At 37.3% G+C, this 19109-nt stretch carries 24 protein-coding genes and 3 pseudogenes; 2 read left to right on the forward strand and 25 right to left on the reverse strand.

Translation table 11 applies throughout. From position 1 onward, the window contains the following. Positions 1-5 precede the first annotated feature (5 nt). From AC4ME5_RS01040 to AC4ME5_RS01085, 10 genes are all read right to left on the reverse strand, one after another. Positions 6-317 carry a hypothetical protein gene (locus AC4ME5_RS01040; protein WP_007521917.1) on the reverse strand — a complete coding sequence of 104 codons (312 nt, stop codon included), beginning with the start codon at positions 315-317 and terminating at the stop codon, positions 6-8. Between the two features lie 105 nt (positions 318-422). Beyond that, a complete protein-coding gene (locus AC4ME5_RS01045; protein WP_491799385.1) occupies positions 423-1442 on the reverse strand; it encodes a hypothetical protein in 1020 nt (339 codons plus the stop codon). 13 nt (positions 1443-1455) lie between these two features. After that, positions 1456-1902 carry a hypothetical protein gene (locus tag AC4ME5_RS01050; protein ID WP_007521914.1) on the reverse strand — a complete coding sequence of 149 codons (447 nt, stop codon included), beginning with the start codon at positions 1900-1902 and terminating at the stop codon, positions 1456-1458. 119 nt (positions 1903-2021) lie between these two features. Further along, on the reverse strand, positions 2022-2540 hold the full coding sequence (locus AC4ME5_RS01055) for a hypothetical protein (RefSeq protein WP_007521913.1): 519 nt from the start codon (positions 2538-2540) through the stop codon (positions 2022-2024). Then, a complete protein-coding gene (locus AC4ME5_RS01060; protein ID WP_007521912.1) occupies positions 2524-3084 on the reverse strand; it encodes a hypothetical protein in 561 nt (186 codons plus the stop codon). Before AC4ME5_RS01060 ends, AC4ME5_RS01055 begins: the two co-directional genes overlap by 17 nt. 27 nt (positions 3085-3111) lie before the next feature. Next, positions 3112-3564, reverse strand: a complete 453-nt coding sequence (locus tag AC4ME5_RS01065) for a hypothetical protein (RefSeq protein WP_061588170.1) — start codon at positions 3562-3564, stop codon at positions 3112-3114. 55 nt (positions 3565-3619) lie between these two features. Continuing rightward, positions 3620-4471 carry a CbrC family protein gene (locus AC4ME5_RS01070; protein ID WP_491799388.1) on the reverse strand — a complete coding sequence of 284 codons (852 nt, stop codon included), beginning with the start codon at positions 4469-4471 and terminating at the stop codon, positions 3620-3622. Positions 4472-4508: 37 nt separating this feature from the next. Beyond that, positions 4509-4913, reverse strand: a complete 405-nt coding sequence (locus AC4ME5_RS01075) for a hypothetical protein (RefSeq protein ID WP_007521909.1) — start codon at positions 4911-4913, stop codon at positions 4509-4511. 293 nt (positions 4914-5206) lie between these two features. Further along, on the reverse strand, positions 5207-5935 hold the full coding sequence (locus AC4ME5_RS01080) for a HEAT repeat domain-containing protein (RefSeq protein ID WP_061588168.1): 729 nt from the start codon (positions 5933-5935) through the stop codon (positions 5207-5209). A gap of 48 nt (positions 5936-5983) precedes the next feature. Next, entirely contained in the window at positions 5984-6481 is a 498-nt protein-coding gene (locus AC4ME5_RS01085; RefSeq protein WP_096422237.1) for a YfbM family protein, read from the reverse strand. Positions 6482-6657: 176 nt separating this feature from the next. On the opposite strand from AC4ME5_RS01085, the gene AC4ME5_RS01090 reads away from it, so the two are divergent. Continuing rightward, positions 6658-7680: a hypothetical protein gene (locus AC4ME5_RS01090; protein WP_491799391.1), complete on the forward strand. Its 1023-nt coding sequence runs from the start codon at positions 6658-6660 to the stop codon at positions 7678-7680. Positions 7681-7688: 8 nt separating this feature from the next. Here AC4ME5_RS01090 and AC4ME5_RS01095 read toward each other — a convergent pair whose 3' ends face one another. Together AC4ME5_RS01095 and AC4ME5_RS01100 are read right to left on the reverse strand one after the other, a co-directional pair. Continuing rightward, positions 7689-8705 carry a hypothetical protein gene (locus tag AC4ME5_RS01095; protein ID WP_491799393.1) on the reverse strand — a complete coding sequence of 339 codons (1017 nt, stop codon included), beginning with the start codon at positions 8703-8705 and terminating at the stop codon, positions 7689-7691. 315 nt (positions 8706-9020) lie between these two features. Then, entirely contained in the window at positions 9021-10769 is a 1749-nt protein-coding gene (locus AC4ME5_RS01100) for a glycoside hydrolase family 13 protein (protein ID WP_491799395.1), read from the reverse strand. 164 nt (positions 10770-10933) lie between these two features. Here AC4ME5_RS01100 and AC4ME5_RS01105 point away from each other — a divergent pair, with 164 nt between their 5' ends. Continuing rightward, positions 10934-11224 (forward strand): DUF4368 domain-containing protein, encoded by a 291-nt coding sequence (locus tag AC4ME5_RS01105; RefSeq protein ID WP_231076080.1) that lies wholly within the window; start codon positions 10934-10936, stop codon positions 11222-11224. A 264-nt stretch (positions 11225-11488) separates the two neighbouring features. Here the strand turns inward: AC4ME5_RS01105 and AC4ME5_RS01110 are convergent. The 13 genes and pseudogenes from AC4ME5_RS01110 to AC4ME5_RS01170 form a co-directional block, all read right to left on the reverse strand. Continuing rightward, positions 11489-11680: pseudogene (locus AC4ME5_RS01110) on the reverse strand (IS630 transposase-related protein); the annotation flags it as partial. 35 nt (positions 11681-11715) lie between these two features. Continuing rightward, positions 11716-12504, reverse strand: a complete 789-nt coding sequence (locus tag AC4ME5_RS01115; protein WP_491799397.1) for an alpha/beta hydrolase — start codon at positions 12502-12504, stop codon at positions 11716-11718. A gap of 44 nt (positions 12505-12548) precedes the next feature. Then, positions 12549-12815: pseudogene (locus AC4ME5_RS01120) on the reverse strand (23S rRNA (uracil(1939)-C(5))-methyltransferase RlmD); the annotation flags it as partial. After that, positions 12808-12918: pseudogene (locus AC4ME5_RS01125) on the reverse strand (phosphoribosylanthranilate isomerase); the annotation flags it as partial. The pseudogenes AC4ME5_RS01120 and AC4ME5_RS01125, both read right to left, overlap by 8 nt. A gap of 62 nt (positions 12919-12980) precedes the next feature. Next, positions 12981-13862, reverse strand: coding sequence for a diacylglycerol/lipid kinase family protein (locus tag AC4ME5_RS01130; RefSeq protein WP_096422245.1), 882 nt, complete (start codon positions 13860-13862; stop codon positions 12981-12983). A 45-nt stretch (positions 13863-13907) separates the two neighbouring features. Next, on the reverse strand, positions 13908-14294 hold the full coding sequence (locus AC4ME5_RS01135; protein WP_007521898.1) for a hypothetical protein: 387 nt from the start codon (positions 14292-14294) through the stop codon (positions 13908-13910). A gap of 235 nt (positions 14295-14529) precedes the next feature. Beyond that, positions 14530-14910 (reverse strand): hypothetical protein, encoded by a 381-nt coding sequence (locus AC4ME5_RS01140; RefSeq protein ID WP_096422247.1) that lies wholly within the window; start codon positions 14908-14910, stop codon positions 14530-14532. After that, on the reverse strand, positions 14907-15296 hold the full coding sequence (locus AC4ME5_RS01145) for a hypothetical protein (protein WP_491799400.1): 390 nt from the start codon (positions 15294-15296) through the stop codon (positions 14907-14909). Before AC4ME5_RS01145 ends, AC4ME5_RS01140 begins: the two co-directional genes overlap by 4 nt. A gap of 104 nt (positions 15297-15400) precedes the next feature. After that, positions 15401-15643 (reverse strand): hypothetical protein, encoded by a 243-nt coding sequence (locus AC4ME5_RS01150; protein WP_007521894.1) that lies wholly within the window; start codon positions 15641-15643, stop codon positions 15401-15403. 104 nt (positions 15644-15747) lie between these two features. Beyond that, a complete protein-coding gene (locus AC4ME5_RS01155) occupies positions 15748-16314 on the reverse strand; it encodes a hypothetical protein (protein ID WP_270747946.1) in 567 nt (188 codons plus the stop codon). Positions 16315-16360: 46 nt separating this feature from the next. Continuing rightward, positions 16361-17203 carry an ADP-ribosylglycohydrolase family protein gene (locus AC4ME5_RS01160; protein WP_491800057.1) on the reverse strand — a complete coding sequence of 281 codons (843 nt, stop codon included), beginning with the start codon at positions 17201-17203 and terminating at the stop codon, positions 16361-16363. Between the two features lie 52 nt (positions 17204-17255). Continuing rightward, entirely contained in the window at positions 17256-17873 is a 618-nt protein-coding gene (locus AC4ME5_RS01165; RefSeq protein WP_033605621.1) for an SAP domain-containing protein, read from the reverse strand. A gap of 358 nt (positions 17874-18231) precedes the next feature. Continuing rightward, positions 18232-18849, reverse strand: coding sequence for an RpiB/LacA/LacB family sugar-phosphate isomerase (locus AC4ME5_RS01170; RefSeq protein WP_057489087.1), 618 nt, complete (start codon positions 18847-18849; stop codon positions 18232-18234). Between the last annotated feature and the right edge of the window lie 260 nt (positions 18850-19109).

Raw genomic sequence — 19109 nt, forward strand, 5'->3', positions numbered from 1 at the left:
ATTCTCTACTTAATACTATGCTTATTCATCTTTTGTTCAAAGATAGTCGTGATAATTTGGCGCAATTCTTCTCGTTCCTTCTCAGGAATCTCACCATTTCTTTTAGCAATAGCATAAAGTTCTGGATGTTCGATAGAAATTCGCTTTATTGTCCGAGTTGTTGCATGTTTTCGCACGAAAAAGGGAATGCGTTTGATCCATTCCTGAGGCACTAGGGCAAGAATTTTAGCTGCGGTTTCCTTATCACTAATCTCAGATGTTGTCAATCCTTGCTTAATCATCTCTTGTTCTTTCTCAGTAAAATCTTTTAATTCCATGATTCTTCTCCTAGTTAGTAAATGACTCTATGATAGATTATATACTAATCCTGACCAAAGTACAAATAGAATAATATCAAAAAAACTTAGTAGATCTTTATTTCACTAATCATCACGCGCTATCTCTCCAACTAGCTCAAAGTCTATCATTTGGTAGTTTTCATCCAAGCGAATTAAGGAAAAATATTCATTCCAAAATAGGTGATCGCTACGACTTTTCCACTGAAGTCCATACCATAGTTGGGTCGAGTCTAGAGGTTGGGCAGGCGGGACAGACCATAATTTATCACCAAAAGTAGTTCGCATATTCCCTTCCTCAAACCTAGCTAGTAAATCCACACCATCCAGCTTGTAAGAAATCGCTTTTGTTTTTGCTACTGAAATACGGTCTTCATCCAGCTTAAACTGGATAATTTTACAGTCCTCTAAGACAGTTTCTTTTATTTCATCCCCGTATAAGGCAATACTTCCAAGGATTAAACCATCTTTGCCAAGAAGATAGGGAGCATACGACACAGCATTGCTATCTCGATGAAAACCTTTTTCGATAAAAATACTCTTATCAGCCTGATATTTTTTGATTTTCCCTGAAGAAAGAGCCTCATCATAATCGTTACTAAAGCTGTCATTATCCCTGATGTAGATGTCAAAACCTTCTTTTAGAAGATCACTCACACTTGTTTGTGTTAGCGTGATTGGCTTATCATCTATCTTTAGTTCAGGCGCTTTGGGAGGTGAACCGATCTGTCCGTATGCAATCATAACAAATATGGCCACCATAAAAGAAACCACAAGCGCAATCATAGCTTTGCCCGTGCGTTTTCTGGCATTAAAAAGTGCCATAATCGGTGGTAGGATGACAATTCTAGCCAAGATAGCATTACCAGTTCCATCCCTACTCATTATTTGGACTACAAAAACACCAGCAATCGCAATTATCGACAAATAAACCAAAAGCTCGCCAAGCCCCATCTTGTCTGTACGAGTTTGTTCATTTACCGGCTCATCTAAGATGGATTTCCCATTCACTACCAGCCTTTTGAGGAAGAAATACATGCCAAGTCCAATCCCCAAAAATGCCAATGCAAGAAAAGCCAGCGAACTGATTACAACTATTCTACCCATTTCAATTTTCTCCTTAGTTGATACATTCAACCTTTAATTTCTTTTTCAAGGTTCTATTCGCAATCAGTAGCACAAGCAAAAGAAAGGGCGCCCCATTAAGAACAAATATGGGGAAAGCTTTGATAGCAATCCATAATATCGTCCCTTTTTTCTCAATCCAACTACTCCCCCAATCACCATTGATCAATGGAAATAGTGATTCTATATAGCCTTGATACCATAGAAAAAATGGATTTTGGGAGCAATTCGCATTCAACCAGATAATTATCAAGCAAAACAGAATCAAGTAGACCATACCAACAAATACACTAATTCGTCTGGTGGTTTTTGTTGCCTGCTGACAGATTCTTTCTTTAATCTCTTGATTGATCCCTTCCAGACCACTATTCTTGCAAGCCTCCTTTTCAAACCGATAGAGTAAATACCGATAGAGGTAATCTTTTCGCTTATGACCTTTCATATCAAACCTCGTCTAAGTCTTGGACAACAAATTCAAAATCATTGTTTAGACTTCTAATTTTAAGGAATTGCAGTCTAGATAATTTGTGATTATTGCTGAAGGGTACATAGGGATTTTTTTCAGAGAATATCGACATACCATATTTTTTCATCGCCAAAACCATAGAATTTCTCATCAATTAACCATTTATCATTTATCAACCTGAGCACAAACTTATGTTTCATCGCCAGATCTTCTTCAAATTGTAGAATGACCGTCGCCCTATCCTCTTTTCGCATGGTAAACTGAACGAAAAAATCCTCGCCCTTTAAATACGAATACTCACTTGGATGGCCATAGGAATTTCTAGGTCCTTTTGAGAAGCATTTTTCGCTTACATGGTCTTCGATGAGTGCCAGATAGCGTTGATGATATTCGTCCATCAGGTCCTTCCACTTGGGATGAATCTGATGTGAGGGTATCTTGAGTACAATCGTTTCAGCATCCAGTTCCTTGTTGCATTCATAGATTTCTTCTTCCAACAAGGTTAATTTCTGTAATAATTCCAATAAAGGGGGTAAGAGTTTCTCTACCATTTTTTGTATTTTTCTGGGGTATTTTTTAGCGTCAGTTCCATTTCTTCTAACCTCGATATTCATGTGTCAGTTCTGCCAATTCTCTATCAGACAACGTCCCATCAGTATAGAGTTTTGTCAGTAACTGATCATCAAAATCAAAAGAATAATATTCTGTCACAAATTCTTGAAATCGTTCGAACGTATCAAAGATGTAGGCCAATAACCAGGCCCCGTCATTATGATTCTCAATATTATTTTGATGAACGGCACCATCATACCAGATACAAAATGTCGTTTCTTTCCTTTCCTTTGAAGTTAAAAGATTCAGCCATTTATCGTCAATACCTTCATAAATTCTGTCGATAAGGTCCTGATTCCATTGGTCAGCAGCAAACTGATTGAGACTGCTTTCATGATCAAATCCCTTTATCAAGATGACATCTTTTGTAAAAATCACATCCAAAGAATCCCCAGAACCGTTATCAATACTGTATCGGATAGTAAAGTCCGTTTCTTTCTTTCGTATCAATCTCAAATAATCTTTTGATGAATCCGTTACATAATCATCCAAAACAAACAAGGTCTCTAAGCTTTTCTGTATATTGTCCCAGTCTAAGTGCTTCATAGCTCACCTTTTTACCTATCATTTCCATTACTGGCTAAAATCACATGATTTATAGCGGGAAGAAACAAATCCTGAAATCGAAAACTGAGGGATATTCCATTCATTTGCTAGGTAAATGCTGCATTCAATTTCATCTCCCTTAGAAGTTCTTGCAATAAATTCATATCTTCCTAACTCTTCATTGTTTCTGTTTCTTTCAATCTTTTCGAAATAGCTTTCTTTAAAAAACTTCTGAAATGCTTCCCAGATCAGCTCTGCCTCATTAAGGGATAATTCGACTTTTAGACCATATTTCAATCCTACCTTACAACGCATCTTTCGACCAGCTTCATCGGCTTTGCAAGTTTTTATGCTTCCCTTATTATGTACCCAATCCGTACTGTCTAATTTATTGATTTTTCTGACCAACAAGTTTTTAAAATCGGTCATTTGTCCTAGAAAGTATTTGCTTGCAATTTCAAAAATCTCTAAATTCTCCAAAACACAATTCCTTTCTTATAACCTCGAAACCTTCTTGATTAGCTACTCTAATAACCTAATCTGCATCTACCCAGAGATGGTATTTCTTATAGTGGAGACATCTAAATAAATACCCACAAAGGGAACCATCCTTTACAAGATAATCTTCTACATCTGCAAACTCATCGCGCTCGTGGTATTCTGCTAATACTTCATCAGCAATATCCATTGCCTTCAACTCCTGTGTTCCAACCGTTCCCAAATAGGCACAGTAATCATCACAGCATGAGAGCCAATATTCTCCCTGCCAGCTTAGGTATCCTGGTGTTTGGTAGAAAAGCATATTGTTTTTCTCTTCATCTGGCTCTCCGATCCATTCTGCTTCTTGAACAAATTCTGCATCGAATTTTCTCGCTGCTTCCCCATTTGCGATGCACATCGGACAGAGATAGTCGACATCATCGATACAGTAAGGCCGCATAGCATAATAAACACTTGATTTTTTACCGCAACAAGGACAGATTTTCTCTTCTCCCTCCTCAAAAGCACCCGTAGCCAGCGGATCAGGATGGTAGAGAAACTGAGGTAAATCTTTTAAACATTCCCTTCTCTCAGCCTCCTCTGTCTCTGTTAATGGACGCGGTAAAGCGAAGTCGTTTCCACGCTTTTTGCTCAACTCTTGTAAAGTGGTGAATTTCTTCATTTGTTTTCGGTCTGTTTTATCAACCATAGTCGAGAAGACTTTAAAGGCACTCTCCATCATACCAAGTTTTTGATACACATCCACCAATACCTTCTTCGCCTCTATCTCCTCAATCTGAGAAAGTCTATCCACAAATTGATAGAGAGCTAAAACACTTGATCTGTCACCATCTTGAAGATTGAAATCCTCTTTTAAACGTATCCATTCTGTCAGATATTCTTTCATTTTATCACCTTATTTTATACTTTTAATTTCAGGCAAGTTAGTAAATTTCACAAATAACCTCTCTAGCGGCTTGAAACTGCTTGTCGAATTTCACTAGCAGGTAAAGTGGCCCAGCCAGAGAGTCACCTGCATCATATCCTAGAGCAAATTCGCCATAAGAACCGTTTTTATCAAAGATTAGCTCAGTTAATTCCAGTTCTGAAATAGCTTCATCAGGCCAGTTATCTTGAATAACCTTTTGAGCTTTTTTATCTATCTGCTCCAGATCCCTGTAGAGTCTAGACATCAAATCATCCGATAACAAGAGTAGATCCTGTTCACAATAGCCTGTAAAATGAATATCTACGGCTTTATTGCGACATTGCCCTAAAAAATAGATCCCCGAATCATGTTTTTCCCAGTTTATTCCTTTCCATAATGCCAACAAATCTTCTTTTTTCATTTTTTATCTCATACCATCCTCGATTAATATTGGATCTTGGAACCCTTTATATATAAAAATACTTCTCGTTTTTCCTTCTATTATACCACTTAAACGACAAAAGCCTGTAGTTTCAGTGTACTGCAGGCTTACTATGTAGAAAGAAACAATGATGACCACAACATTCATACATTTCAGGGGCTGATATTGATAATATGTTCCTTTGTAGTTTTAGAGCTGTATTGTTTCTCAATTTGAGAGCTGTTAATACTTATCGGTCAATAAACTTTCCAATGCTTCTATATGGTTATCCCTTAAAACTTACTTAGGAATCTAATAGCAGATTTTTGAGCTTTTTCTATTTTTTCAAGCTCCACATTTTCCACTGCAGAAGATGATATCCATCTCTTGCCAAATAATAGTTGAGTTGCTTCTATCATCAAACCACAAGCATAAGGATCTTTTTCTTCAGTAATGGCTTGAATAAAACTGGCCTTTGCTTTTTTGGATATAATTTCTGCTTTTACTCTATGAAAGGATAGTTGCATAAGACTCGTCGCAGACCATGCACGACAAAGGGCGTCTTCATCATCAAGCATTTGTCTTGTTAAAAGTTCAATTTCTTTTGCTGATCCTATCCAACCTAAAGCTATGACCACCTTTTGACGAAGAATAGGATTCTTTATATCTAAAAGTACAGTAAAGATAGGAATCAGTTGGTCACAAAATGAGCTATAAAAATCTCGATGTTTTGATTTAGAAAGGATTTCCGCTATAAGATAGGCAATCAATACACTTTGTTTTTCATCTTTAACTTCATCCAACTGTTCAAATAAAAACTCTAAGCCATCTTTTCCATGTTTATTAAAGCTACCTTCTAAATGCAGATTTCTACCTTCATTCCAATCTTTGCAAATCAGTTCGTAATGATATGCGATTTCTTTGGAACTACCCAGATCAGCTACAAATTTGATTCTTTTGCCAGAAGGAAAGCCTTCTTTTTCCAAGTCAAGGTATGCTTTTTGTAAATCTTCTTTATCCATTTTTAACCTCAAGCTGTTTAATTCTTTGAGATACCTTTGCAAAGCTTTCTAAGAAATAGTAACCATGACATTACCATTGAGCTCTAAAATCTTCTGGTAAAACTCTTTCATCGCTTGGAAATAATCGCAAATTTCTTCTTTAATCTCTTCCTCTTCGTCATCATAATCCCAAATATCGGGGTAAAGGTCTGCCTTTTTACAAGCTTGCATACTAAAATGCGCCATGGCTTCTTCCATATCAAAGTTTTTCAAAGCCGAACAAATCTCTGATACTTTTGATTTTTCTGTATAGGCAATATATTCCGCAACATTTTCAAGTGGCGTCACACCCAAAACAGCCACGCTCAAAGGATCATTCCGACTAGGGTTTGAACTTCCAACCCCTGTAAGCACAAAATGAAGAACATCCCACATTTTATCTATATCAAGTAAAAGTTCTGCTTCCTCTTCTACTACCTCAAATTGATCATCTCCTTCACCATTAAAGGCCTTCAGTTGATGTAAGTACTGATCGTTTATATATTGAAAATTAGCAATCATTCCCATTTGTTTTTCCTCCAAAATTTCTATGTTGAATGATGTTATTTACGTTTTATAAAAGCTTATTATCACTAAAGTGTAATTCTTACTTGATGAATAGTATCTTCAGATGTTTTCCTTATAAAGTGTTATAATGTAGGTGTATCCAAAATGTGGATTATCGCCTAAAAAGGAGAATAGCGATGGGCTTTTTTATATTTGCTTTGACTTTTTATTTTATTTTTTGCCTGTTCTTAGTCTTTACGATTTATCTCTATTTTAAACTGGCAAGTGCCGTCAGCGCTGGCAAAGAAGTTCCTAAGTGGATGTATCAGTTCGGGCAAGGTTTTCAAGGACGCTACCATATTGAATATGAAGATATCACTAATAGGAACGCTCTCAAAGAAGCCAACCTATTTATTTTCTATTTTGTTCTAGCTAATATCTTCACTTTAGTGGCACTGTATGTTAAAATGGGCAATTTTCCAGCAGCTCTCTATACTTGTTTAAAGGCTCAATTCGCCACTGTTGTAGCGAGCATGCTGTTTAGACAGTTTGTCAACTTGGTAATATTTATAGTAAGTCGTTCAAAGAAAGATCGTGGTCCCTATTCATCAACCAATGCTATCATCGGGGCTACCTTCTTGACCACCTTAATCTTTATGTTCTGTATCATGATAACTGGTGTCCCCGCTAAACCTATTCCAGTTCAAATCGACAAGACCAGTGTGGTGGTAGGTGAAACAAGAGCTTCAGAACTACTGAATCAGGGGTTCAGTTTTACTGGAAAAAATCCCGAGAGTGAGATTGTGAACAAACGCAATGACCATTTCTATTATGGAGAACTGCTCGAAATTGTCCGAGATGGTCAATCTTACGGTCTGATGAGCATTACACCAAAGTGGAAAGATTCTGATAAACTCGAGAACTGCGTCGTCACATACTATGAAATCTCAGCAGACAGCCCGCAACTATCCCAAGTTAAAATCAGCGACCAAGACCTCTCCAAACTCACAATCACTGATTTTAAAACGAGAAACTTAACAGATATCTTTTCACTAAAACCTGCTGATGCTAAAGAAGTGAAGCACGATACCTACTTCAGTCTGAGGCTGCAAACTGCCGACTATGTACTATGGAACAGCTATCAATTTGTGGCGAATTTCAATAGTGATCAGTCCCCAAATCGATACGGAGTAAGAGCTCAGAATACAATCTGGGAGTGAAAAATCAACTACTCCTGATAGGATAAGGTAACGCTATCTATCTCTTTGAAATAGACCCTCATCTTAAACAAAACTCTTATATTTTTATAGGGAACTCCGTCGCTCTCCTCTTCACTAGTGGAGGGCCTTTTTATTCCAAGCATGTCATATAAATCAGCGGTTAACTCTTTTCTTTTATCAAATTCGTAATAGACATCCCCAATATACATACTTGCCGGATCAGAGATGACAGCCTTTATCAACGTTCCATCTAAAAGAGAACATCCTTTATCGCTTAGGTTTTTCACCTGAATTTTAAATTTTGTATAATAAGATAGACTTCCAACATTATAGACTCTAGATAATATATAGCTTTCACTGACTTCTCCAGGTTGTAAGTAAATCTTTTTGAGTTCCCCTATTGTGGTGGATTCTAATTCAACATCCTTATTTAAACAATCATCAAGCGTATCACTCCCCAGTACAAAAGAAGTCGAGTTTACCACAAATACAAATCCATTAGGATTCTCAGGGTGTGTTCGTAGTTGGGGTTCCAATTCTTGACGAATTTTCTCAAAAGATGTTATGTTTAATTTCCCATTTTCTGCATTACAAACTTGTTGATAAATACTGGTATCAATTGTCCCATCAAGATTTCTCCTCGAGCTCTTTAATCGAATACCACTGATATCCATTCGTACCCCGAAGCAATCAGTTTCAGCTAAAATAGGATACTTCAGGCTAGTATAGTTGATAAAGTCCAACATCTTGTCATAGGATTCTTTTAGTTGATCTAAATTTTCAACCTCAGTAGAATAGACAAAATTTTCAGGATGGAGATAGGAAAGGACATCATCACCTAGATTATGATTTTCCTTATATTCCGCAAGGGCTCTTGTGCAAAATACTTCTTCAAAATCAGAATGAATAAAGGGGGAACCCATTGCGAGCCAATCATGGGACACACTACAAGTAAAAGAAATGTCAGGATAATCCTTCAGGGTCACAAACCAATAATAGGGATGACTAGGATCTTCTTTTATCACATAAGTACTCTCTCCATAGACTTTATTGAGATATCGAACTAGTCTTTCTTTGTCTTCTTTATGCGAGGTACAGGCATTTAGTAGAAGGGCGCCAACTATAATAATAAATAGACAGGAAATTTTTTTAAATAGTTTTATTTTTTTCCTCTTCCTTGCTATCTAATAAATATTCTCTACGATAAAGGTACTTTTATAAGTTGACTTCTTTCCTTCTGATTATTATCATTTCATTACTTTCCTTTATTATACTACATAAATACAAAAAAGACTGGAACGAATGGTTGCCTATCATTACAGTCTTTTACACCTTATTATCTATTTCTCCACAAAAACTACAAAGCCTTTTGGCGAGATGACAAGCTGATTATCCAATTCTTGGCAATGACTGGCTAGCGCTACAGAATCACGATTTACAAGATAGTTTTCAGTTGACTGGTTAAAAATAGCTTGGACTTTTTGTCCATCATAATCCCATTCTAGGGACACTACATCTGGCTTGATTTCTTTCAGGCTATAGGTTCCATGTTGGATAATGTCTGAAACATCCTTGCGAAGCTGAATCAATTTCTTCATGAACATAAGCAACTCATTACTGTCAGAAACACGCTCCCAAGGCATAACACGACGACAATCAGGATCTGGACCTCCGTCTAATTCTAACTCGGTTCCGTAATAGATACACGGTGTTCCCCTTTGTAAAAAGAGGCAAGCAAGGGCAGATTTAACAAGTTGGACATTTCCCTTGGCCGTAGCCAAAATGCGCTCCGTATCATGCGAATCCAAGAGATTGAACATCACTTCCGAAATCTGTTGTCTATAGTACATAGACTGGCTATTGATCTCATCGATAAATTGACTGGTCTTCTTGGCACCACGCAAGAAATAGTCCTTAATGCTATCAGATAATGGATAGTTCATGACCGCGTGAAATTCATCGCCATTTAGCCAAGGCTGTGAAGTATGCCAGACTTCTCCAATAATATAAAGGTCAGGCTTTTTAGCCAGGACAGCCTTCCGGAAATCTCGCCAAAATTGGTGGTCGACTTCATTTGCCACATCCAAGCGCCAAGCATCGATATCAAACTCTTCAATCCAGTAGGTCGCAACGCTTAGCAAATAGTCCCTCACTTGAGGATTTGCCGTATTGAGCTTGGGCATATAACTGGCAAAAGCAAAGGTATGGTAAGGGAGCTTTCTTGGATTCCCCAGCTTGTCCTTGGTCACTGGGAACTCTTGAACATGGAACCAGTCTTTGTAAACAGAATCTTCACCATGTTTGAGAACATCCTGCCACTGTGGAGATTTGTCTCCGATATGGTTGAAAACAGCGTCCAGCATGATTTTCATACCTCTCCGATGGGCTTCCTTCACCAGTTGACGGAAGATTTCCTTGTCTCCAAAATGACGGTCAATTTCGAAATAATTCGTCGTATTGTACTTGTGATTGCTTGGAGATTCAAAGATAGGACAGAGATAAAGTCCTGTAATCCCTAAGTCTTGCAGGTAATCCAGATGGTCAATAATACCTTGTAAATCACCACCAAAGAAATCGCTCGTCTTTGGTTTGATAGAGGAATCCCAAGCTAGCGAACCTTCTGGAGAAATCTCAGGATTACCATTGGCAAAACGTTCTGGGAAAATCTGATACCATACCGTCTCAGCCACCCAGTCAGGAACATGGCAAGCATCAATTTCATGGATATACGGAATTTTAAAGCCATTTCCTTCGTAATGAAGGTTTTCTAGCGTATTTTCAACACAACCCTTATCGCCATATAAGATGCTCTGACCTTGCTTATCCTTGAGTTCAAAGAGATACTGAAGTCGTGCATAGCCGACCGTAACATCCACTTGCCAGTAATCAAACAAAGCATCGGAGGTAATTTTGGTCATCTCCTTGATTGCTTCATAACAGTCCTCTATAAAAATAAAAGGATCTCCATAATGCAAGTGGACGCTTTCAGTATCTCCCCTTTTCGTTCGAATGCGAATGTGCATTGTCTTGTCTTTGTAAAGATAGGCGTACTCCGACTCTGGTCTGTGGTAAATGGCTGTTAATTCCATTGAGCTATCTCCTAATTTACTTTGATTCATTTAAAACGCAAACGTTTTCAAAATCGTGATTCTAGTATACTACTTTCGTATTTTATTTGCAAGGCTTGTCCGAAGGCGCGTGGTTCACACCAGCCCGTCCGGCAGGAAGCACATCTTCTCCTGCAATCACTGCTTTGCACAAATCGTTTTCTGCAGTGAGCTTTACCGGCGCGTCCACTGGAACAATCACGGCTGCAAATTCATCGTCTGGCGCTGTATTAGCCGCTTGGAAATCAATCACCCACGCAGAAGTACCCTGTGAGAACCGGATCAAGGAGCTGCAGGACTTCATCGCCAAGCAGAAAACCGACATCACAGAGTTTGATGAGACTCTGGTAAATAAGCTCATCGAGAAGATCGCCGTCTTTTTTGGCCACTTCACCGTGGAATTTAAGTCCGGCCTCACAATCGACATCGAAGCGTAAAAAGGCTCCTCACCACTGAAACTAATCAGTAGTGAGGAAGCCTTGGTTCATTATTCCTCTATGCTGGATGATGCCCACTCCATTTCTTTTTTCATGAGAACCTCCGTGTTTTATTCTTATGAAAATTGTAATGAAAAGTTGTCCGATCATCTACCAATCAAAGATGTCAGAAATTATCGATCTTTGTTATGTTTAGTTGCGTGATTCCCCGCAAAAACCTTGATTTTACCTTGACATCTAACTCACTAACTCCACTTAATGACATCTATCTCTATCAACCTTTCTTGGTTTTGTTCCTTTTACTTGATGGTTTAGCTCTCCTGTTTTCTCTTTTAGCTTTAACCAGCCATAAATAGTATTACGCGAGATTTGGAAAACGTGTGATGCTTCTGTTATACTACCTGTTCGCTCACAATAACCGAGAACTTTTTTACGAAAATCTATTGGATAAGCCATAAGAAGGTTACACCAAATTATGTACTATTTTTTGTTCAGTTTACTATAAATGAATCACTCTTTAAAAATGGCACCACCAAATCAATCCACTCATAAGGCAGGTAAGCTGATAAATAGCCGTGGTTATAGCCCTTTGCTTCATACAAAATTGTATTTGAATGTAGCTGCTGAAATAATTTCGCTGATTCTTTCACACAGTTCAATTCTTTTTCACCATAGATATACAGAACCTGAGCCTTGCTAGCAGAAATCATATCTTTCAGCTTGTAACATCCCATATAGTTTTTGTAAATGGTCACCAATGTTTTGACAGGCGTCCTTGGCAAATCCTCCAAATAATAATCTTTTATTTCCTCCGGATAAGCGAGTTTAGGATAGAGTTTGTTCATCATGCTTAACTGAAGTTTGCAAGAGAATTTACTGAACATCAGTTTACCAAATAGACGTACCAGAAAAATGCTGATTTTAGCTAATCTTGGTTGAGGAATACAGAGGCTTCCATCTATGATGGCCTTCTCAGCTATATCTCTGTCTATTGACAAAAGCTCCATAGCAATTTGACCACCAAGTGAAACACCACCGATCGCAAACAATTTCCCACCACAGTTTGCTTTGATATAGTCTAGAATCTCCAAAGCAGAATCTTCAGTAGAAACATAATCAAGTTGATATTCCTCGCCGTGGCCATTCAAAGTGGGTAGAATAATACGGTATTCTTCTGACAAGATTCGTGCTTGACGAAGATAATTCCACCAAGAACTTCCACCACCATGTATCAGTAAGATAGAAGGCAAATTCTTATCACCAAATTCATGGAATTTCATGTTTAAACTCCTTACTGTAGGACTTTCACTAGCTACATCCTTGTTTAATCAGCTCGTACAAGCAAAGCTACACACTCCACGTGATGTATCTGCGGAAAAAGATCAACCGGCTGGACTTTCTGCAGTTCATAACCCATTTCTTGCTAGAGTTTGATACCACGCGCCATAGTAGCGACATTACATGAAATATAAGCAATGCGGTCTGCTTCTGTTTGGCTACTTGCCTTGATAAAGCTTTCGGTCAAGCCCTTGCGTGGAGGATCAACCAAGATAACAGTTGGTTGAATACCTTCCTTGAGCCAGTTCTTCATTTGAACGGTATTCAAAAACCAAAGACCCCATGAGCGTCGGTGTGATTCCGATTTGGTTTAAATGAGAACAAATTGATCGAAATTCATCAAATAAAGAATTGATTCCTCCTCCAATCGTTGATATAAAATCGATTTCGTTGTGAATAATAAACTAATTTTTACCTTCTACTCTTTCGGTTTTGAAAATACTTCTACTCGTTGAGGTAGAACTTTGATTTCTACAGGTAGGTTATCCGATTTATCGCCGTCAACATCTGACTCCAATTCACTATCTGAAGAGATCTTAATATTACGCGCTCTGATATACTCAATATTATCATTGCTGACAACATCTCCTTTTAGTAGATCAGGAATAACGGATAATTTAGAGAATATAGAAGCATCTTTCAGAATCAAAATATTGGCATAGCCGTCCTTGTTTTCTTCAAAGATTTTTTTATCAGCAAAGTAATTTGTCAAGAGAACCAAAACATGGCTAGCTTCACCAACATAATTTCCATTTTCCGTCTCCACCTTAATGTTAAAGACCTGATCCGTCATGACAGATTTCATGGTATTTATAGCATAGGCTAAAATACCGAATTTTGTCTTGTCCTCGATTTCAACATTGTGAATCGCCTCAGGCAGAGAACCGATACTAAAAATATAACCAAAATAGTTGTCATTCGCTTTACCGATATCAATCTTGTTGGTTAAGTTAAAATCGAGTTCATCAATCGCACCATCGATGTCTTGATTGATTTCCAAAAGTTTCGTAATGAGGTTACCCGTACCGCCTGGGATAATCCCTAACTTAGGAATGTAGTCTCTCTCAGTAATACCCGAAATGACTTCATTGACAGTCCCGTCACCACCAAAAACAAGGACAGCATCATACTTCTCTTTAGAAGCTTCTGCTGCAAAGTTTGTCGCATCAAGAGCTTTCTCAGTGATTCTGGTTTCCACATGCTCAAAATAATCTAAGGCTTTATTTTCTAACTTAACTTTATAATCCAAGGCTTTTTCACCACCAGATGTTGGATTAATAATGATCATAATTTTTTTCATTTATAGTTTTCCTGTCATTAGATTTCCTTACTTTAACTAATTATCTCAAGTTTGGTCTAGATAAATTTTGACCGCTTGGTATTCCTGCTCTTTAGCATAGGCAAACACCTCTGAATCTCTAATGTAATCAAAGATATTTTCCTCTAAATCTTCATCCCAGGTCGATTCATGAAACATTTGATTCTCTTGACATGCTTCATAGAAAATATCAAGGTGAACTTGATAAAACTCTTCATCTTCATTTGGGGCTTGCCTTACTAAGGATAGTTGAAACAAGGGCTTATCAGATACAGTTGTAAATGTCCCTGTCTCAAATAAAATCATTTCATCCTCAATAGGATCACTACACAAGTCTTCAAAAATTGCTACCATATCCTCTAAGGGCATCTTATCGGTGATTCTTTCTCTTAAAAATTCAAGTGATTGCTTCATGCTTCTCCTCTTTCTAGATGATTTTTCGTTCTTGGAAAAATCCTATTAATACTCAATGAAAATCAAAGAGCAAACTAGGAAGCTATCCGCATACTGTACTTGAGTACGGAAAGGCGAAGCTGACGTGGTTTGAAGAGATTTTCGAAGAGTATAAAAAATAGAATCCCTACACCCTTTATTATACTACATAAATAGAAAAAAGACTGAACCAGATGGCTTTCACCCTAGTTTCAGTCTAGATCTTTTTGATAATCGGAATAGCCACTGTAAGGATGTCTATCCCAAAATTAATTCCCTGTACTTGGTAGTGATAGATTGGAACAGAATAAATTTTCTGAACTCTTTTTTTGAGGTGACTATCTAACATTTCAAGTAAAACCCCATCTGAGAAATGAGGAAATTTTGGTCCGCTAATAAAATCTTCTTCGAGCAAATTCAGGTCCAACCCCTCATCGATAGATCTGCAGAATAGAGTCTTACCAAAATCTATACAGTATTTTAGCTTTTGATTCTTTAAACCTTCGAGAAAAATTTGCAGGTGATTTTCTCGAGAAAGTTGACACCGTAATTCATACCAATCATACTTGATTTTCTCACCAATATTAATCCACTTCATTCTTGACCAACCTCTTCTATCCTGATATCACTCTCTTCATTTTTATAGAGAATTAAGTCTATGACTAGATTCTTGGCACAAATACGAAAATGAACCAAATCTTCTTCAGCCAAAACTCCACCCGCCTTATGAATCACTTCTGTAATCAGACTACTAGTATCTAGCTTACAAATAGGGGATTCAAGCTCTGGTAAACTAGGAATCTGATTAAGAGTACCAAAAAAGTCTCTATCTATGATTTGGTAAAAATGACAAAATGGAAATTTCAATCTAATCAGATGTTTCTTGCCCTTCAAAGTTATCGTAGAAATCTCGTAATTACTATTTTCACTAAGAACTGCACTAACTTCATACTCATCTTCTGGTAAAGATTTCCACTCAATCATTAAATCTTTCTCTCCACTATTTTCAATCGTCTCATACGCTTTCTCACTATGAAAATCTATAGTAGTATAACAAGCATATAGCTATAAGTTTCATCTCACATTTTTTAAAAATCTTCAGGAGTAACTTCTTCAAGATAGTCATCCAGATGATGGTAAATTTGCATATCTTCATCTGAACTATCTTGTAAAACGGCAAATACCTTCACTTTCTCATCATTGACAAATACGAAATTCTGTTCACCAAAATAAGCCTGATAACCCTTGTCAACTAAGGTCCAGAGTTCACCTTTTTTTAAACTGAAAATATCATTTTTCACTAGATAGGTTTTCCCAATTTCTATTTTCATAATGCCCTTTCTCCTTAAGAAACCGGATAGTGCTAGAAGTTTCCCTTTACTGCTTAATCCGTTCACGCAAGCAGTGGCGTACACTCACAAGGAATTTATTTTGACTATTGCATCTCTTCCATCGCTTCTTTAATATATCCTTCTACATCTTCAATCTCTAAAAACGATGGGTCTAAGTGACACAAGAAGTGCCAATCTTCGGTGCCGCGTATTCTGTAGAGAATCGCTTCACCATCTTCACTTCCGAAAAAGCTTCTGTCGACTTCATATCCACTGCCTTCTAAAAAGTCTTTTGCCTTACGGAAGTTTGCTTCTCTGGCTTCGATATAGGCTTTCACTTCATCGTTATTCACTAAATAAGCATCGACTTTTGTAGCTCCTTCGACCACTTTATCGTTTTTAACGGATAGATTCGAAATCTCTTTCCAAATAATCTCGACATTTTCCTCAGGTTCAAATGAGAATCTAGATAAAGGGACAATATTCCCATTAAAGACAATTTCCATATAATCCGGCAAGTGTTTAGGGTTAAAATACTCCACTTCAAACCCATCTTCGTTTTCTAGAGTATACCCCGGGATTTGAGCGACAAATGCTTTCCCTTCTTCTAAAGTCTCAAAAATGACTAAATCCTTTGAGTAATCACTTTGATACAATTTCAATATAACCATCGATAATCATCAATCTTTCATTATTGGTCCGCATAACGCCTATCTATTATTTTATTACAACCGTTTCTCCCCATCGTCTAAGCACTTCTTTTAAAGGCTCATCCAAATAAGTATAAACTTTGTCTTGAATCCACTCAGGAATTCCATAAGCCGCCTCTGCTATGCTCCCTGTGATGGCAGCGAGAGTGTCACTATCTCCGCCGAGAGAAATAGCAATTCTGATAGCATCTTCGAAGTCTGTACTTTCAAGAAAGGCGATGATAGCTTGAGGTACCGTATCCTGGCAAGTTTCATTGAAACGATAAGTAGGATGAATTTCATCTAGTGTTTGAGAAAGGTTATATCCATACTCTTGCTCTATGTGTTCCTTGATAAGTCTCTTACACTCCGTAGGGTTGTCGTTGATCGATTTTCCATAGTCGCTACTGTAACCTCCAAAGTAATAACGACACATAAAGATAGCATCAGACGTCGCCATAGCTCCTTTGATCCCCTCTGGATGGTTATGAGTCACCTCTGCAGAAAGTCGTGCAAGAGCTCTTCTGGACGGCCAGGCTCCCGTTCGTGCACAGAAACTACAATCCATGGTCCAGGCACATGGAGAAACACGCATTGCTGAGCCATTTCCAAAGCTATTATAAGGTTCTCGATCGTCGCTATCAACCCAATTCCCAAATCTTGCACCGTAACCTGCATCGGGATACATCCTACCATATTTTTTCATGGCGTCAATAAAGTCATCCTTCTGACCGCCATTCATAATGGCTTCTGCAACAGCACAGGTCATAACCGTATCATCAGTGAAAAAACAATTCTCACGAAATAATGGAAAGTCTTTCGTTTTGATATTGTTCCATTCGTAAACTGAACCTACAATATCTCCAACTATTGCTCCTAGCCTGGTATTCCTCCTTACAAACTATTAGTTTAGACTGATATTTCTACTTTTCATACTCGTCTATTCTATCAGCATATTCAGTCAAAAGTTTTTTTGAATAAATTTTTTCATTACTTGAATTTCTAACTTCTTTCCAAAGAATAGAAGCTACTTTTAGTTTATTAGAGTAGTTGGCACTATTTTCGTCTGCACAGAAATCCTTTAGAAATTGATTCCATTGACAAACCGAATGATCATACTTGGCATAATCTGAATTTCCATAATAAACTTTTAACATATCTTGAATGGTAAAACTTAAATCATGTTCTCTTTTTACTTTTCTCCAAGCAGCGGCCATATCAGCAGTAAATTTAAACGGTGAAACTTCTGTTAAAGTTGAGAAATATTCTCTAAAGTGTGCGTTAAAGGAGAACCCGCATTCAAGCAAGGGCGTATCTAAGGTAAGAACTTCTACTCGTTTCTTATTCCTTTTTATTGATGATTTTTTAATCAAATTCCCCTTAAAGTACTGCTCAATAATATCATTGAGTTCTTGTTTTGTACCTCTATATTTAAGCCCTAATGACTTGCATATCTGTGAAAGTTCATCACGATACCAATAGTATTTATTAAATTCATCAAAGGATGTGATTTTATCAAACTCAGGTCTACTCTCTATCAATATAACACCTCCTTAAAAACAGTTTAGGTTGTCATCTTAAAATAATGGAGTTTTAGTTTCTTTGTTTTGAGAATTATCCACGTTTCACTAACAAACTTACACACGGCGGTTCGGACTTACCGTATCATTTCGTTAGATTCCCTCCTAATTCTACGAGTCCTATCGCATGGGCCGAACATCCACTTCTACTTCACTGATGAATTAGTTCGAACAAGCAGTGATACGGCCTCAACATGAAACGAGTGAACACTAAGTATGTTAAGTAAACCTGTTTATATGTAGAAACATGTCTATAACGCTTTTAAGGATAGCACAAGATTATCGTTAAAAGGTATTACCCCGACAAACTGTGATTTACTCATTTTATTAAATCAGCTATTTCTTTCTTCCCATATGCCTTTACATTTTGAATTACATCCTGTTTCCTCTTGATTGATTCAAATAATAATTTATCTAGTACATTTGCAAATTCTTCAAACTGAACCTGCCCGATTCTTCTTATTTCTTTAAGTTTCTCAGCATCTCTTACCTTTCTCTCTGCCTCACTCTTGGGGTATCCTTGCCCAAATGGCTCCGAGAAAAGAGCTTCTATTGTTCTTTCAAGATTTTCAGTACCTGACCATGTATAATCTTCACCTAATGGTAATGATATTGCATTTCCATTATTAATCTGGGCAAATAAATAGGCATCATTCGGTGTAGGTGCATATCCGCAAATGACATCAGGCATACTATTACAAGCAAGCATCATTCCTTGTCCGGAAGAACAGCCCGTAACAACGAAATCAACTGTCCTACTTGCCAACAAGATACCTATAAGAATAGAAATTTCTATATACGAGTATTTTTCATTTTCTTCCATCGTACAGCCAAAATTTATAACCTCAGATTTCTTTGGAGCATACTTTAATACAGCATCATAGATTATTTGATTTTTGGTCGCTTGCGAACTTGCTTGAATAACTCCAATTCTCATCATTTCCCCTGTTACTTCTAATTTAATTATTTCTTTTTCTTTGGTTTGGGTGCCGGTAATGTATCATACTTCGAATTGAACAAGCCTTTGTTTTTTACACTTTATTTACTTATCGGGTGCAACTTTTGACATCAATACAACACATTCAACGTGTGGAGTTAGTCAACATCTATATTATATCACGAAAGTGATAGAGTTGTTTTAAAAATTAAACTTTAGAATGAAAATATTTAAAAAAAAAGTAGATCACTTTTAGAAGT

The organism is Streptococcus sp. A69 (assembly GCF_058556195.1).